Origin of the sequence: Butyrivibrio sp. AC2005 (assembly GCF_000424145.1) — a bacterium.
Classification (GTDB): Bacteria; Bacillota; Clostridia; order Lachnospirales; family Lachnospiraceae; genus Butyrivibrio.
Window position 1 is genome coordinate 1 of sequence record NZ_AUJI01000066.1, and the last position, 15,107, is coordinate 15,107.

Consider the following 15,107-nt stretch of genomic DNA (forward strand, 5'->3'; position numbering starts at 1 on the left):
TAAAGAACTGCAGATGCCCTGCAAATATCCTGGCAGTAACTGTATAGTGTGTTGTTTTTAGCTATTCTGTACTGCCTTGTCCTATACACAGTTGAGATTTCCTTTCCAAAAGATTATATTAGTATTATAGCATAATTTACAAGAGTAACCAAAACATTTGTTCTTTTTAGAAGGAGCTTTTATGGATAACTACAGAAGAGGTTCACATTCAGTTTACCTGCTTACTTATCATATCATTTTTGTCACTAAATACAGGAAAAAAGTGATAACCGATGAGATGGGGGATTTCATGAAAAATCACGCCGCTTATCTATGTGGAAGGATGAACTGCGATATGCTCTCAGCTGAGACAGACGAAGACCACATACACATGCTTATCTCCATGCCTCCGGATGTTGCTCCGGTAAAACTGATCAACACCTTAAAGTCACAGCTCTCTAAAGAAGTCAGGATCAAATACCGTGAACATATAGAAAAATTTCTGTGGGGAGATGCTCTTTTCTGGAGCAGGAGTTATTTTTGCGCCACAACCGGTTCCGTTTCACTTGAGACAGTGAAAAAATATATAGAAAGCCAGCGCACGGATGACCGCAAAAGAAAATATGAAAGAACAGGACGATACAGCAAAGCGAAACGCTGAGGTCCAGCGATTCATCCCCCACCGACTATGTCGGAAGGAGTTTTCTCGCTGATACATCATAATGACACGTCTGAAACCCAGACAGAAAGGAGTTTCTGGCACCGTCTTCTGAGAGGGAACCCCTGTACTATACATGTTTAATTAAGCTTGCAATTGTAGTTATTTTTCTTAGTAAGAAAGATTTTACTTTACCACTAATACTAGTAGGGTATTATAATAAATATGATAACAACATACAATGAAGCCATACTTGAATTAACAGGAGGGCTTCAATATGAAACAAGCCAGCATTTCATACACAACAATTATTAAAGATAGTAACTACAGAAAACTCATTTTTTCAAAAATGATTGACCGCTTTGGCGATTCAGTGGATGTTATTGCCTTTACGTGGCTGATATATCAAATAACGCATAGTGCCATGTGGTCTGCTTTAATATTTGCGTTCAATATGCTTCCAAATGTGATTGTTCAACCATTTGCAGGAGCTCTTGTTGAGAAGAGAAATAAGAAAAAAGTGATCATAGCCGCTTACATGATAAGAGCTGTAGTAATTACTCTATTTGCCACTTTGTATATGTTAGGGGGAGTCAATGCACCTATAATGGCAGTCCTTACACTTATTATTACTACCATTGAATCCTTTAGCCTACCAGCAAGCTCTGCTTTTACAGCTCAGATCATCAAAAAGGAACATCTTACCTCTGGTATGAGTCTTTCAAAAGTACTGACAAATTCTGCTTCGCTTGTAGGGACAGGAATCGCAGGCGTGATAATCTCATTATGGGGCGTGGTTCCTGCCATGATCATTGATATCTCTACATTTATCATTGCATCAATACTCATTCTGCTGATGAATACTAAGGAAATCACACACAACAGAACAGATACTGATACAAACAGTCCTTCTGAAAAGTTCATCACGCTTTTTACAGATGGAATGAAATATGTTACAAAAACGCCTATGGTTAAGAACTTCTGCATATTATGCGTGGCGCTTAACTTTATGCTGGTCCCGATAAACGCTCTTCAGGCACCCATTGCGGAAGAAATATTTAAAATGGGCAGTGAGCTTCTAAGCTTTGGAGGTGTTTTTGCTTCACTTGGTGGCATTGTGGGAGCAGCTCTTTTACCCTTGTTCGCCAGAAAGTTTTCAGCCTTGCAGTCAGTCTGCATCGGAACAGGAATCGAAGGCATAGGTCTTTTTGGAATTGCTATGGGAGGTATTGTGAGTGGTGAAGCAATTCTATGCTATATAGATGTGAGCGCATGTTTTTTTGCCATGATGCTTGCCGCCACACTAATTGGTGGCATCATCGGAATACAATTCATGAAAACAGTTGATTTAGAGTATATGGCTCGGGCCTCTGCTGTATTTAATGCTTTTTCCACAGCTGCAATGCCCATTGGTTCACTACTTGTCAGCTTGTTCGTATCACATATATCCACTAAAAATATCATGTTATTTGGTGTTATCTTTGCTGTAATTGTTTTATTTGTAATACTGGTATCAAGACCGTCTTTAGAAAAAGGGGAAGAAATTGTCGATGCAGCTTAATTTATGTGAAAATATAAAAAAATACCGAAAAGAGATGGGATTGACACAAGAAGAACTCGCTGAGGCCTTTGGAATCACTGTTGGCGCAGTATCGAAATGGGAAAGCGCCAGTACCATTCCTGACATAATGACCTTAATCGAGCTGGCAGACTTTTTTGGTATTTCCATTGACGTACTGCTTGGGTATAGCATTTCATCAAAAAATGTGGATGATACAATCAAAAACATTACCGCCCTTCTTAGGGAAAACAATTATAATAAAGCAATATCCGAAGCTGACAAAGCTCTGATCAGGTATCCAACAAACTTTAAGATAATCTATGGAAGTGCAAAAGCCTATAATGTAGCCACTTCAGCTAACGTATATAAAAAGTATCTGGACAAAACTATCAATCTTTATGAATCAGCCCTTCGCTTGATAGACCAAAATACCGATCCCGACATTGATGAATTCTCAATCAGATTGTGTATAGCAGAACTCAAAAGTCAGGCTAGTCCTGAGGAAGCCCTTGAAGAATTCAAAAAGATCAACTATATGGGGATTGCAGATATTAATATCGCAAAAATTCTAATGGATATGGGCATGCAAGAAGAAGGCATGGATCGATTTACAAAGGTTCTGGTATCTATCCTATTAAACAGCCTACAATATTCCAATAGTATGGCTATTGCGCTTGTTAAAACCGGTAAAAAAAATAATATCATGGAGGCCCGTGATGTTTTGGACTGGTGCATAAAAATATATGAAGCAACAGCTGGCAGCGAAATAAGCTATCTTACTAAGATGCAGGCCATTTTACTGATTCTTAAAGCTATGACTCTTTCTTGTCTTGGGGATTATAAAAACATGAGACAGTCTATAGATGAGGCATATAAACTTGCTGTGAAATTCGACAGATCTCCAGTCAATAGTATCGACGGAAAGATACAATTTTGGCATGCTAAAGAGAATTATAAGCCAATGCTATACGATGAACTTGGAGTAGGCGCCGTTGAGAGCATTGATTCATTATTTTCTCAGGAGCCTAACCCTACTAATCCCATGCCTGACAACATTCAAAAAATGTTAAAACATGCTGAGAAATACTGGAAAGAGATAAAAGGACATGAGCTATAGATTTTTTTTAACCATCACAACTTCTTCGTTTTGATACTCAATCATGAATCCATGGGCATGACAGTTTTGACCCTTTCAAGATTGCGGGTGGGATCCAAAAGGGGCATCCGGATGAAAGTGAGCTCCAGGCGGCTGTTGAGTTTTACAAGAATTTATAATTCTAGGATTAACATTGTGTACGAACCTAGTACACAATTCGAAAGCTTAGCTGAATGATAATAAGAACCTAAGCCCTGAGAGGTGAGTCTACTAAGGGTGAAGACAAGGGCGTGAAAGCGTCCTTGTTTTGCGTTGTGCATAAATGAAAAGATTCGCAACACGCTTCGTGATTATATTAATAATGAGCGTCCATTGCTGGTTCAAAATCCTAAGGAAGAAGCTCTTTTCATATCACTGAAAAATAACAGGCTATCTGTGCGAAGTATTGAAGATATGCTGGAAAAATACGGTGATGGAGCAAAGCTTACGGATCGTGTACATCCTCATAAGCTCCGCCGAACCTTTGGAACCACTCTTTATAATTCATCCGGTGATATATACATGGTTGCAGACGTCCTTGGCCATAAGGATGTGAATACCACCGTCAAGCACTACGCTGCCGTTGATGAAGAACACAGAAAGTCAGTGGCAAATTATGATCTTTTTGGTGATGATAAAAATGAATAGTCAGGGAACTGAATCAGAATCCAATTAGACATCAAAAAGCTCAAACTTCAGTGGTTTGAGCTTTTTAAAGGTCTTACATTTATAAATACTTTGGATAACTATACAATACTTATTTATTGTAACTCATAAGTTTTTCTAATAATTCATCAGGCGTATCTGCAGAAATACCATATTTGTCTTCACAGTCTTTAAAATTGGCGTGATAAGTGATGGAACCATTGTCGTCAATTCTGGCACCGAAACGTAGATAAACTGCATTGCCCTCATAGGCTTTCTCAATCTTCTTCATGTTTCCAACAGCCGTGTTGATATCCTCCATTACACTGCTGGCCCATTTGCTATCTCCGTTTGCAATTATACTAAGAGCATCATTGGATATAAGCACATTAAATTTTGTGGAGAAACGCCACATACTTGCACCTGTATATATATTATGAGGATGTTCATCAAGGCCTTTCCCATAAAAGTTGAAACTGGTCTGATGTTTATCATCAGAATGAAGAGCTTCAAGGAAGTCAAGCGCTGTAAACTGCTTGGAAACAGGATTATTGAATCTGCTTGCTACCTTGTCTGTATTGTCTAAGCGCCATTGTCTTTTTAACTGAAATGCTTCATTATACAATTCATTTGCTCTTTTTCTGGCTGATTCTGACCAGTCAAATGAGTATCCACCAAATACTTTTCCTTGTTTTTTGAGTTCGTCAAACTCTTTTTGAGAAATATTATAGTAATACTTGTACTCTATATCTGCTGCACCTTCTTCATGCGGAAGCTCCACGCAGGCATCCAGGTGCATTACAGAACGCCTTGCCTGATCTTCCAGATCCATAATTTTACTGTAGAGCTCAGGATCAGACATGCGAAGCATCTCTGACTCACTTATCTGATAGTTACCCAAGTAATCATGGTTGTAATTGTTTTTAAAGCGTGCTGATTCATTTTCCCAGGCTTCTCTTGGACTTGTCGTACCTGCATATTTATATGGCTGGGGAGCTTCTGTGGCATTTGTGGAGGATGCATTGGTTTCAGCATAAATCTGCGCTTCTTTAGATAATTCTACTGAACACGCGCTATTTTGCTTTGAGGGGACAGTGGCAGAATCTGAAGACTTCTTAGTCTGGACATTATCTGAAGATGAGGCTTTATCTATTCCACTACCCTTAAGGACTTTTGATGAATCAGAATCAATTGTTGATTCTTTCAGGTATGCAGCCATATCTCTCTTGATAATATCTGTATCAATATTTTTATTAACATTATAATTGATATGCGCAACGCTTACATCGATTCCCTGAGTGAGAAACGCGTCATAATTTCCATATGCCTTATAAAGAGAACTAGCATAGTCATACATAGCCATAGCAAATACCTCCGTGTAAATGCATGTTGATCACTATTCAATTGAAAGCATATTCTCTCGTTTCATTTATCGGCATAAAAGGGAAATTTCTTTATATCCTAAGCATTGCTATATTTCCATACACTTTTCATTTGTGATACTAAAGATTCAACATCCCAATGCTTGCTACTATTTTTAGGACTGTTAGGATCGTTCACTATTATTTTTCCTTCTGCATCAATTCCTGTCAGCACTATGAAATGTCCTGTTTTTGTAAAATCTCCGGGTGACATTGAACAGATCATCGGCGCCTCACAGGATAAATTAGACAAGATGTAATCCGAGGAAACATCGCCGGTAACTGCATTTAATCCATAGTGTTTGGCACCTTCTGTCATTATAGACCAGGATGTACCTTCGCCATATGTGTAAAAACCTTCATTTGATGCATACGTTGCAACAACGAATGGATTAAGCTCCGAATCATTCTTAAGGCCGCATGCCACCATAGCTAAACAAGTAGGCCCGCAACCGGCAACGCCTACATAGTTTGCTCCATAGTTTCTATATCCCCATCGCTTGTCCCACTGGATAAATAATGGGATATCAGATGCAGCCATTTCCGCTGTGACATCCATATCTAAATCTTTATCAACGTATTCCGTGAAATTTTGGACGTATTCTCTTGCTTCCGGGTATTTTTCACCGAACTCAATTACATTTTCCGGAACATCACTATGAGTATCTTGATTTAAATAATTATAGCCGCCAAATCCAATACCAACCAGAAGTAATACAACCAACGCAAAAGCCAAAGCAGGCTTTCTGGTAGAGCTTAGCTTTTTAACGGATTTTTGACTTTTTTTGTTCGTGCCATCGATTTTAGGAAGATCAGATACATTTACTGTAGATTTATTATTTCTTCTGATTCTAATTATTCCTATCCCGCAGTGGATTATTGCTGCAAAAATAAGAATAGAGAATGCCACTTTATCAGTTAACCAGGATGGAGCAAAAAGATAGTCCAATGCTATAAGACCTACAAATATCAAGATTAACAGAAAAATGCCACGTAAAATCCATAACAATACTCGTTTCATACCCACTTACTTCCCCTTTTAAGTATCCCCCTTATAATTGTATGAAAACTCTGATCATCTGTAAAATAAAATAACGGTGAGAAGTCATAAAACTTTTTCCTACAAAACAGCTATTGTGTTATCATATTCCCATACTTATACGGGGAAGCCAAAACATGCTATTACTCATACTTTCTGTTCTTGAAGATGATCAGAGAAATCTTGTTGAAAAAATCTATAAAGAGAACTACCAGGATTTTCTAAGAATTGCGATGAAGATAACCGGTTCCAAAGCTGATGCTGAAGAATCTGTAAGCTCTGCACTTCTAAAAATATCACTCAATATTTTAAAAATTTCCCATTTAACCTGTCCCGAAATGAAAGCATTCTGCGTTACTATAGTGAAGAACTGTTCATACGACGTGCTGAGAAAAAGCAGCAGGATCATTCCTGATTCTGATGAAGCACTAAGCAAAATGGATTCATCCATACAGGGACCAGAGCACCATATGCTGGATAAAGAAAAAAGCAAATCCCTTTTGAAAATGATTGAGGTCTTAAGCTCCGATGAGAAGGTTCTTCTTGAGCTGCGCTATACCTATGAGATGAAATACTCTGAAATAGCACGGATGCTGTCAATATCTGAAGAAGCAGCCAAAAAGAAAGGTCAGCGCATTATAGGCAAATTACGAAAACAGTATGAGGAAAATTCTGATGAATATGACTTTTGAAGAATTATTATCCGGAACAGTAAAAGAGAATATGATTCATCTCCTCTCCCCGGAGCTAAATGAATGGGAAGAACGTGTTTGTGAAAAAAGGCTTTCTAGGAAAGATACATCAAAGCTTGCAGATTTCATATGCTCTCTTCCACAGTCCGGACAGCATCTTATATTAGGAACCTATGCTTTTGGATTAACTCCGGAAAGCATAGAAATTCTTTATGGTATATCAGATGCAGGTCAGCGCCTTAAATTCTTTGAAAAAATGCTTGCCCGGGAAATGGGACTTGCCTCCGATGAACGCATTTCAGAAGATTCCCTTACATCTGCATGTAAAACTATAATATCCAATCTGTCAAAAGAAACCGCGACTACTCGCAATACTTCCAACATTGTAAGGATATTTACTAAAACAGCCGCTGCAATACTCATAGCCGGCATTATCTCATTTGGCACGGCATATAGCGTAAATGCTGAGTTCAGGGAAGCGGTAACAAAATGGTTCATTGAAACCTTTAAAGAATATAGCCTTATCAGATTTGATAATACCACCATCTCTGGCAACAATTTAGAAGATTACAGGATTACTTACGTGCCTGAGCGCTTTAGCTTTGACCATATCGATAAGGCCGATTCTTTAATATCTCACAGCTATCTTGATGCTGATGGTTATTATCTGAGTATAGACATTGAGCTTCCAGGTGGAAACAATTATGTGGATACGGAAAACACCCAGCTGGAAATCCTGGACTTCAGAGGCCATGAAGCTCGCTATTATTCTAAAGAGAACTACAGCCTCCTCGTAACGGAGCTTGATGGATATGCACTTTTCATATCAGGGCCTGTTACCAAAGATGAAATATTGAAAATTGTAAACGGAATAGAAAAATAGCAAAGTGCATGTTCACTAAGTTGAGTGAGCATGCACCATTTATAAGAGACTTTGGTCACAAAAGGCACCTATTATAATGAATGTCAGAAGACAGCGCGTATGAGTCCGGTTTTCTGAAGAAGTGTATCCAAAGTGCGTATATGTTTACTACATTTCTTGATATCTTCTCCCAAAAACGTACTTGCATCTTCCGCAGTAATCGTAAGCATTTTTTCAACCCCTTCACTGTGATAAACGTATGTCACATGATCAAGATTCTCAATCAGCCCTAAAATCACATATCCAAAGGCCTCCATATCCTGCTCCTTCTGTGCAAGCTTATCTGAAGAAACATCCTCTGATAGAATTATCTTCCACCCATATGGTTCCGATGAAGTTTCAAGTTCATTTGTAAATGCTCCAAGAGATGTTCCCATATTCAAGGCCAAGGCGGTACGATTGTTATCGGACATAGCACCAATATAACTATGTCTTGTAGCGTAAAGATCTGATGCAAAAGCCGTCACCGGAGCTCCTTCAGACCAAATGATTCGATTTCCGATGCGTACTTCTTTAATGGTTTCGGAAGCAACATACCGCCCTTCCAAATTCCCTTTGTGAAATGGACTTACCAAAACAGTTCGGGCATGCATCATAACCACACCAGCTTCCTCGGTATAGTTGAGCGAAGCAACAGCATTACCACTACCAGATGGCGCCGCTATAAAATCTAACTCATTATCCTCAACATTAAGATGCATAGCCATCCAATTGGTATCATTCTTCGTACCTACCACAAAACAGCCTAATGTTATCATAAAAAGGACTAGTAGAAATGCTCCAACTACACTTCCCATGATAATTCTGAAGTTTATTTTTTTATTTTTCCTTAAAAAATCAATTTCCTTTTTATCTTCAGGCGACATTTCCAATATCTCTGAAGACGTTTCTTTCATAGCAGCCAGCACGCTTCTGCATTTCTCACAACCGGTCAAATGCTCTTCAATCGCCACATTAGTCTTCTCGCATGTAAGACCATCAATATAAGAAGGAAACAAATCCTGTATCACTTCGCAATCTATATTGTTCATCATATTTCTTCCTTTCTCAGTTTTCCTTTTGCACGATAGAAGGTGACACGAGCCCAGTTTTCACTCTTCCCCTGTACCTCTCCGATTTCCCTAAATGACAGTCCCCAAAGAGCTCTCAGATACATAACTTCGCGGTAGGGATCTTCAAGTTCATGTAGCTTTCTCAATAGTTCAATCCTTGAAATCTGACTGATTGCATCATGCTCAGCCGAGTCCGCCTGAAGCTCAGATGCTGCCTCTCCCTCGATTCCCGCCAACACTGGATGTTTTCTCTGATAGGTGAGAAGTATGTTTTTGGCTATGCCGCACAGCCAGGTCGATATTTTACAGCTACCATCATAGTGGTCGATGCTTCGTATTGCCTGATAAAAAGTCTCTTGGGTCAGTTCTTCCGCCAGATCAGCATTACACGTGCGCGCCAGCAAGAAATGATAGACGTTTTTCGCATAACGCTGATAGATTTCGTCCATGGACTGCAACTCCTCACCTCCTTTCCTTAGTTTTCATTAAGTTAATGCAAATTATGATTGTTTCGTTACAGGAATTTAAAAATAAAAAATGCTGCCACACCATATAGTGGGGCAGCGTCAGTTTCAATTGCACTATATATTCTAATATCTATAAACAAACTTATATCATCCACCCAAACTCATTCATATACGCGCAGTAATCGGATGTAATATACGCAATACATTGTCAAAACCATGCTTCGTAGTAATACCAGCCTTTACCAATTTTCTTAGTTATTCCGCCATTATCACCTTCGTTTTTGACTAATGATAGATTATGCAGCATTCATTATAATTAAAATAGTTCTTTCCCCATAAGTCTTTTATGATTTCAATAGTCAGCTTGCTAATATGAATTTTCTTAATCCCCAATTCTGATTTATCATCTAACCAGGTATTATACAATGACACGGATTTTCTGTTTTTTAATAAATTCCGAATATAATCTATAAGTACCTCCGCCCGGTCATCTGAGTAGCACCATTCTATATAATTGACATAACTAAGATTTGTATACTGCGATGCATAAGTCAGGTCATCTTCTATTATTATTCGTATTGCTGTTTCTTCATTAAATCCACATCTGAATTTTATTGCATATATTTCTCCACCCTTTATAACAGGTTCCGCATGCATATTGTCAAATTCAGGCATAGGTTTATCACTAGCAAAAAACTGATATAAGCTCATTTTTCCCTTTGCCAAACATTGAAAATTACTATTTCCTCACAACTGTAATCAACATTTTTTCATACAATATTCTCGAAATCTTTTCATTCAATAACTGCTGGAATACTCTCTTCTATAGACAGTTCATCAGTTACGTTCAGCATCTCATTATCCTTGAACCCATACACAATATAGTATCCTGCCTCAGAAACATCATATTCGATGCCGTCAAAATAGGTCGTTTTTCTTGTTCCTGTGTTATATAAAGCATATGAGTAAATTCCCAGCTCCGAGCAACTAATCTTACACGCCGAAGGAAGGTAAATTGAATTTTTCACATATGTCTGTCCGGAATTAATTTGCGGGATCTTTGGTATCTTCTTATCACCTGATTCATATTTGTATTCTATGTTATCATCTTTCACATACGAATTATCATTTTCATAGGAGCTGCCATACGCATATTCACTCCACTCACTGTATTCCCAGTTATCTCCTTCTCCTCTATATGCCCTCACCTTAATCCTGAAATCAATATTATTCTCCTGCGTATTGGCTAAATAGTATGTTTCTGATGTATATGATGCTGAATCACATTCAGGCTCGTGATATGTCTCCTCAGAACGGGATTTACTTTCTTCCCATATTTGATATCCATCAGCACCTTCAACCGCATTCCACTCGAAACAGACAGGGATAAACCCATCCCCCAATTCAATGATTCCATCTTTTACTGTTGGTGCTACAAGAGGAGCATATAAAACGGCATCTGTATTTTTCTGTTTGGTGCTTTCTTCAATTGAAGCAGCATCTGACAATTCACCGACATTACCGCAACCCGCCGATAATATAGTAATTCCAACCAAAACAGTACAGATTGTTCTGACAAACAGTTTATTCGTTATCATAATTATTTCCCATTGTAATTTTTATTATAGAAGATTTTTATAAACTAAAAACAATCTACCCATCCACAATTTTTATTGCCTCACAACTCCTTCAGCAATCCTGATAAATTCTTCTTTACTTGCCTTTCCGGTTACATAAAGTGCGTATCCATCTATGCTTGTCGCGAGACTTCCATGTGTTCCGTCATGATATAAGTATCCTGATGAGCCATTTATCTCTATACTCTCTTTAGTCATATTTTCAGTATTTAAATAGGCATTGGCCTCAGGCATACATATACTTACATTTAATAAATCCCCATTTGCATCTGAATATGTATAAGTTGCGAATCCGGTCACAACGTCATAGGAATACAAGTGATATCTTTCCGGAATGAACGTGGGTTTATATGATCCCAAACTCGGAGCACCATCATTACTCCCATTAATATGAAACAGAGTATACTGTCTTGTGCTTTCAATGAACCAGTTTACAACATTTTCCCTGAATTCTGCATTTACACCCATCGCTGTTACAAATGAAATGATTCCTATTAAAAGAACGGCTGCAACTGCATTCCCTATTGTCCTTAAAGCACCTCTCCAGGTATATTTTTCTGCTTCCTTCATCATTTTACTGATGTTTTTTCTACACGCTTTTTCCATCGAAGAATCGCTTATTCGACAGTTTTCCGCAAGTCCCAAATGTCTTGCCAGCATGCGTTCAAAAAACTGTTGTTTCTCTTTTACATCGCTGATCCCGTAAAATATCTCTATCCCTTCTTCTGAGAGATTGAATACATAGTTACCTGTGAGGATGTTCTGTCCCTCATCAGGAAGTTTTGATATCATCTTTGTTAACTTGCGTATTTCTATTATCCCTAGCTTTTTTTCCTTAGAATTCTCACCCCATGAAAATAATGTCGTTTCCATAGATGATAATATGTCTTCTACTCTGATTTTGCTCAGTATGCTATCAAAAACCGCTTCCATCTTTATCCTCCATGTACGATTTCCTGAGTTTATCTATAATTCTCTGATTTCGCTTTCGCGCGGTTTCCTCCGAGATGTCAAAAATTACAGCGATTTCCTTATATTTCATTCCATAAGCATATTTTAAGGAAACAAATTCTTTTTCTTCATCTGATAAAACTGATAACAATTTACTAACAGCCAGCTTTTCTTCTGAATTCAGCATTTCCTGTTCAGGTTCACTCTGCCCCGTACTCTCTAGTTGCAGCTGTTCCTCGGCACCATATACATACCTCTCGTTCCTTCTTAAAATGTCCATTGAACAGTTCTTCACTATAACAACGCAGAATGGTCTTAAATCGTGACGTGGTAAATCAGAAATTTTTTTGATGTTTTTGATAATTCTAAGATAAGCCTCGCTCACAGCGTCTTCCGCCATGGTCTGTGAACCGGTAATATTCCGGGAAATATTCATGAAAAAAGCATGATAGTCTTTATATATTTTTTTGACAAGATCCTGCTGTTCTTCTTCAAGCAGGGTAAAGAGTAAGATTAGCACTTAATTCTTCCTCACGGCATATTAATATTTTGAGTATAAAACAGTATCTATTAAAAGAGAGCATATGAATACCAGTAAATAGTATAAAGTCACCACTGTAAGTGTCCACAACTTAAATGTAAGTGCATAAAACAACCACTCTCTGTAACAAACGCTAAGAAAAATAACTAATACGTTCATAAAAGGTGTTATACCAAACGGAATATCTTTTGAGCAAAGCTGATATAAAGTGAATGCCATCATTAAAATGTTAATAAAGGCAATAATTCCAAATATCCAGGCATATAAGGGTCCGACATCTGCTGTCCTTAATGAAAACAGATGTATATCCTTATCCAATAACCAGTATCCCCCAAACATAAGAACCGTTATAATGATCCAGGACACTATAGCAATAGCCTTGAAAATATGAGAATATCCAGCCTGAGCATCAAACAAACTTGAACGATTCTTTACCGAAAGCATTATCAGAATTATAAAGCATACTGCCATAAGAGCATGATCAGCCCTTTCGTCCCAGTTATATCCTGCCCCTGATAATACAAATAAAATAAAAAAGCGCCCCACCAAAATCAACATAAGGATAATCCCAGCTACTACAGCCCACTTTTTTCTTGCTGCCTCTTTGATAAGCTGCCCGGTTTTTTCTTTGTCCATGATAAGCCCTCCTATGAAAAGGATGCTATATCTCTTCTAGTAATGCAATCTATTGTAGAGAGACTCCTTAAATATAGCGTTTCAAAAACTTTTTAAATTGTAAAATAATATCAGACACACTCCTAAACTTACGATTGGCTCTTTTTAGCGATGCTCCGCCTCTATACTTATCTGCAAATTCTTTTTCATCCCAAGTTTCGTAATACTCAAGCATATTGTCATCATCATTGGAACGCTGATAAGTATAATGGACTCCTTCCACGGATTCTGCCTGTATTCTACATCCTTGACCATCATAGGCGGTACTAATATTATCGATCATATCAGTATGATCCAGCATAAATTTGCCATTTTCCATATGTCCATAGTTTATACTGAAATCTGGCGAAAACTGCACATAATACTCCGGCTGCATTGATCCTTCTTCCTCATATCCTGTGGATACAGTTTGCCATGTACCAGTTAAGGAATATTCATTTACAATGGATTCCTCTTCTTCAACAGATGCAAGTTCGTCTGCTGATACTTCTTTTGCCACAAATCCCACTGATGGACCATCCGGGCCATCTTTAATAATCCAGGAATCAGATTCATCTTCTCCACTTTCTATTTTCAGATTCTCTTTTTTGGGTTTACATCCCATTAAGCCAATAACCATGACCCAAAGTAGAACTGCAATCAACAATTTACCATGCATTACGGTACTATCTTGATTTGATTTTACAACCATAAAATGCGCCTTTCCCAACTCTTTTCACACCTTTAATTCCTTTAACTTCTGATAATTTGGAGCATCTGTAAAACGAACGCGCGCCAATATTATGGCAGGTTTTAGGTAAAACAATAGTCTTTACTTTACTGTATGCAAAAGCTCTGTCCATGATAGTTGTTACGCCCTTAGGGATTGTGTATTTTTTCTGCAGAGTAATCGTTCCATAAAGCTTTTTCCCATCCTTAGAAAGCAGCGCTCCTTTTTTATATATAAAATATTCGTTATTAGGATCAACTTTGATTTCCTTTAGATTAGTGAAGTTGGAAAAGGTTCCCTTTTGTACTCTTGCTATGGTCTTCGGAAGAGTGATTATCTGTGTCACATTATTTTTTATGTTTTTATATGCATCCTGCTTAAGATTTTTATCCGCAATGTCAGGATAGCATAACCCACTTATCTCCGTGACGGAATACATTTTTCCGTTAATAGATACTTCCTCAGGAATAATGATCTCCTCTTCCTTGTTTTGCAATTTTGCGCTCACTTCACCTTTTACCTCAGCTGAAGGTTCACTTATTATGTAATAATCAGCGGCAGATGTCTTTAAATCAGGCTCTGCTATTTTGGCGCTTACTGGCATGCATATTGCTCCGAACATGATTATTGCTGCTGAAAACAATGCTACTTTTTTCATTTCATTTCCTCCAAAAACATAAATATACTCTCGGAATCTATAAGCCAGTAACAATGCGGCTTTCAGATTCCTTTTTTATTAAAATCCCCCACTTTTTTATCAAAAAACACTTGACATTTACCTCCAAAAATGCGGCGCTTCGCGCCCTTGTTAAAAAGGATGTGTCGTTACGGCGCGGCCGTAAGTTTTTTGATTGGAGGGCGATTTTATGTTACCTGTTAATTGTGGCAGTCATGCCGACTACCAAAACTTTGTTGTTGAAAATCTCCGCAAATATTACCCTGATCCAGATGCTATATCTCAAAGCACCTGGGATATCATAGACCGCTTTTGGAACCTTGATCTTTCCTACACTGATCAAAACA

17 protein-coding genes are annotated in these 15,107 nt (G+C 38.0%); 6 read left to right on the top strand and 11 right to left on the bottom strand.

Annotated features, from left to right (window positions below; translation table 11 throughout):
• Nucleotides 1-181: 181 nt before the first annotated feature.
• The 4 genes from tnpA (at nt 182) to G602_RS0116180 (ending at nt 3,981) form a co-directional block, all read left to right on the top strand.
• Nucleotides 182-640 (top strand): IS200/IS605 family transposase, encoded by a 459-nt coding sequence (gene tnpA, locus G602_RS27085; protein ID WP_044932482.1) that lies wholly within the window; start codon nt 182-184, stop codon nt 638-640.
• Between the two features lie 274 nt (nt 641-914).
• On the top strand, nt 915-2,198 hold the full coding sequence (locus G602_RS0116170; protein ID WP_026659909.1) for an MFS transporter: 1,284 nt from the start codon (nt 915-917) through the stop codon (nt 2,196-2,198).
• Nucleotides 2,188-3,315: a helix-turn-helix domain-containing protein gene (locus tag G602_RS29190; RefSeq protein ID WP_049945282.1), complete on the top strand. Its 1,128-nt coding sequence runs from the start codon at nt 2,188-2,190 to the stop codon at nt 3,313-3,315. Before G602_RS0116170 ends, G602_RS29190 begins: the two co-directional genes overlap by 11 nt.
• 291 nt (nt 3,316-3,606) lie before the next feature.
• On the top strand, nt 3,607-3,981 hold the full coding sequence (locus tag G602_RS0116180; RefSeq protein ID WP_081676046.1) for a tyrosine-type recombinase/integrase: 375 nt from the start codon (nt 3,607-3,609) through the stop codon (nt 3,979-3,981).
• 109 nt (nt 3,982-4,090) lie between these two features.
• On the opposite strand, the gene G602_RS0116185 is transcribed toward G602_RS0116180, so the two are convergent.
• Together G602_RS0116185 and G602_RS0116190 are read right to left on the bottom strand one after the other, a co-directional pair.
• Nucleotides 4,091-5,341, bottom strand: coding sequence for a DUF6033 family protein (locus G602_RS0116185; protein ID WP_026659911.1), 1,251 nt, complete (start codon nt 5,339-5,341; stop codon nt 4,091-4,093).
• A gap of 98 nt (nt 5,342-5,439) precedes the next feature.
• On the bottom strand, nt 5,440-6,420 hold the full coding sequence (locus tag G602_RS0116190) for a C39 family peptidase (protein ID WP_049945283.1): 981 nt from the start codon (nt 6,418-6,420) through the stop codon (nt 5,440-5,442).
• Between the two features lie 155 nt (nt 6,421-6,575).
• Between G602_RS0116190 and G602_RS0116195 the strand changes: the two genes are divergently transcribed.
• Both G602_RS0116195 and G602_RS0116200 read left to right on the top strand, forming a co-directional pair.
• Nucleotides 6,576-7,130 carry an RNA polymerase sigma factor gene (locus G602_RS0116195; RefSeq protein ID WP_044932484.1) on the top strand — a complete coding sequence of 185 codons (555 nt, stop codon included), beginning with the start codon at nt 6,576-6,578 and terminating at the stop codon, nt 7,128-7,130.
• Nucleotides 7,114-8,013 carry a DUF4367 domain-containing protein gene (locus G602_RS0116200; RefSeq protein ID WP_026659915.1) on the top strand — a complete coding sequence of 300 codons (900 nt, stop codon included), beginning with the start codon at nt 7,114-7,116 and terminating at the stop codon, nt 8,011-8,013. The genes G602_RS0116195 and G602_RS0116200 overlap by 17 nt, the downstream gene beginning before the upstream one ends.
• Before the next feature lie 83 nt (nt 8,014-8,096).
• On the opposite strand, the gene G602_RS0116205 is transcribed toward G602_RS0116200, so the two are convergent.
• The 9 genes from G602_RS0116205 to G602_RS0116245 all read right to left on the bottom strand — a co-directional run bounded on the left by G602_RS0116205 (nt 8,097) and on the right by G602_RS0116245 (nt 14,742).
• Nucleotides 8,097-9,086 (bottom strand): DUF4825 domain-containing protein, encoded by a 990-nt coding sequence (locus tag G602_RS0116205; RefSeq protein WP_081676048.1) that lies wholly within the window; start codon nt 9,084-9,086, stop codon nt 8,097-8,099.
• On the bottom strand, nt 9,083-9,553 hold the full coding sequence (locus G602_RS0116210) for an RNA polymerase sigma factor (protein ID WP_330369213.1): 471 nt from the start codon (nt 9,551-9,553) through the stop codon (nt 9,083-9,085). The genes G602_RS0116205 and G602_RS0116210 overlap by 4 nt, the downstream gene beginning before the upstream one ends.
• Nucleotides 9,554-9,856: 303 nt before the next feature.
• Complete coding sequence (locus G602_RS0116215; RefSeq protein WP_044932486.1) at nt 9,857-10,282, bottom strand: hypothetical protein; 426 nt, start codon at nt 10,280-10,282, stop codon at nt 9,857-9,859.
• Nucleotides 10,283-10,365: 83 nt separating this feature from the next.
• Nucleotides 10,366-11,169 (bottom strand): hypothetical protein, encoded by an 804-nt coding sequence (locus G602_RS0116220; RefSeq protein ID WP_026659919.1) that lies wholly within the window; start codon nt 11,167-11,169, stop codon nt 10,366-10,368.
• Between the two features lie 72 nt (nt 11,170-11,241).
• Complete coding sequence (locus tag G602_RS0116225; RefSeq protein WP_026659921.1) at nt 11,242-12,141, bottom strand: DUF4367 domain-containing protein; 900 nt, start codon at nt 12,139-12,141, stop codon at nt 11,242-11,244.
• Entirely contained in the window at nt 12,125-12,679 is a 555-nt protein-coding gene (locus G602_RS29195) for an RNA polymerase sigma factor (RefSeq protein ID WP_049945284.1), read from the bottom strand. The genes G602_RS0116225 and G602_RS29195 overlap by 17 nt, the downstream gene beginning before the upstream one ends.
• Before the next feature lie 21 nt (nt 12,680-12,700).
• Entirely contained in the window at nt 12,701-13,336 is a 636-nt protein-coding gene (locus G602_RS0116235; protein ID WP_026659923.1) for a hypothetical protein, read from the bottom strand.
• 67 nt (nt 13,337-13,403) lie between these two features.
• Nucleotides 13,404-14,066, bottom strand: coding sequence for a hypothetical protein (locus tag G602_RS0116240; protein ID WP_026659924.1), 663 nt, complete (start codon nt 14,064-14,066; stop codon nt 13,404-13,406).
• Nucleotides 14,041-14,742, bottom strand: a complete 702-nt coding sequence (locus G602_RS0116245) for a leucine-rich repeat domain-containing protein (protein ID WP_026659925.1) — start codon at nt 14,740-14,742, stop codon at nt 14,041-14,043. Before G602_RS0116245 ends, G602_RS0116240 begins: the two co-directional genes overlap by 26 nt.
• Nucleotides 14,743-15,107 lie beyond the last annotated feature (365 nt).

Excerpts from the sequence above, each read along its gene's own strand:
- tnpA (WP_044932482.1), top strand. The coding sequence starts at position 182 with ATGGATAACTACAGAAGAGGTTCACATTCAGTTTACCTGCTTACTTAT.
- G602_RS0116170 (WP_026659909.1), top strand. The coding sequence starts at position 915 with ATGAAACAAGCCAGCATTTCATACACAACAATTATTAAAGATAGTAAC.
- G602_RS29190 (WP_049945282.1), top strand. The coding sequence starts at position 2,188 with ATGCAGCTTAATTTATGTGAAAATATAAAAAAATACCGAAAAGAGATG.
- G602_RS0116185 (WP_026659911.1), bottom strand. The coding sequence starts at position 5,341 with ATGGCTATGTATGACTATGCTAGTTCTCTTTATAAGGCATATGGAAAT.
- G602_RS0116190 (WP_049945283.1), bottom strand. The coding sequence starts at position 6,420 with ATGAAACGAGTATTGTTATGGATTTTACGTGGCATTTTTCTGTTAATC.
- G602_RS0116195 (WP_044932484.1), top strand. The coding sequence starts at position 6,576 with ATGCTATTACTCATACTTTCTGTTCTTGAAGATGATCAGAGAAATCTT.
- G602_RS0116200 (WP_026659915.1), top strand. The coding sequence starts at position 7,114 with ATGAATATGACTTTTGAAGAATTATTATCCGGAACAGTAAAAGAGAAT.
- G602_RS0116205 (WP_081676048.1), bottom strand. The coding sequence starts at position 9,086 with ATGATGAACAATATAGATTGCGAAGTGATACAGGATTTGTTTCCTTCT.
- G602_RS0116210 (WP_330369213.1), bottom strand. The coding sequence starts at position 9,553 with ATGGACGAAATCTATCAGCGTTATGCGAAAAACGTCTATCATTTCTTG.
- G602_RS0116215 (WP_044932486.1), bottom strand. The coding sequence starts at position 10,282 with ATGAGCTTATATCAGTTTTTTGCTAGTGATAAACCTATGCCTGAATTT.
- G602_RS0116220 (WP_026659919.1), bottom strand. The coding sequence starts at position 11,169 with ATGATAACGAATAAACTGTTTGTCAGAACAATCTGTACTGTTTTGGTT.
- G602_RS0116225 (WP_026659921.1), bottom strand. The coding sequence starts at position 12,141 with ATGGAAGCGGTTTTTGATAGCATACTGAGCAAAATCAGAGTAGAAGAC.
- G602_RS0116235 (WP_026659923.1), bottom strand. The coding sequence starts at position 13,336 with ATGGACAAAGAAAAAACCGGGCAGCTTATCAAAGAGGCAGCAAGAAAA.
- G602_RS0116240 (WP_026659924.1), bottom strand. The coding sequence starts at position 14,066 with ATGGTTGTAAAATCAAATCAAGATAGTACCGTAATGCATGGTAAATTG.
- G602_RS0116245 (WP_026659925.1), bottom strand. The coding sequence starts at position 14,742 with ATGAAAAAAGTAGCATTGTTTTCAGCAGCAATAATCATGTTCGGAGCA.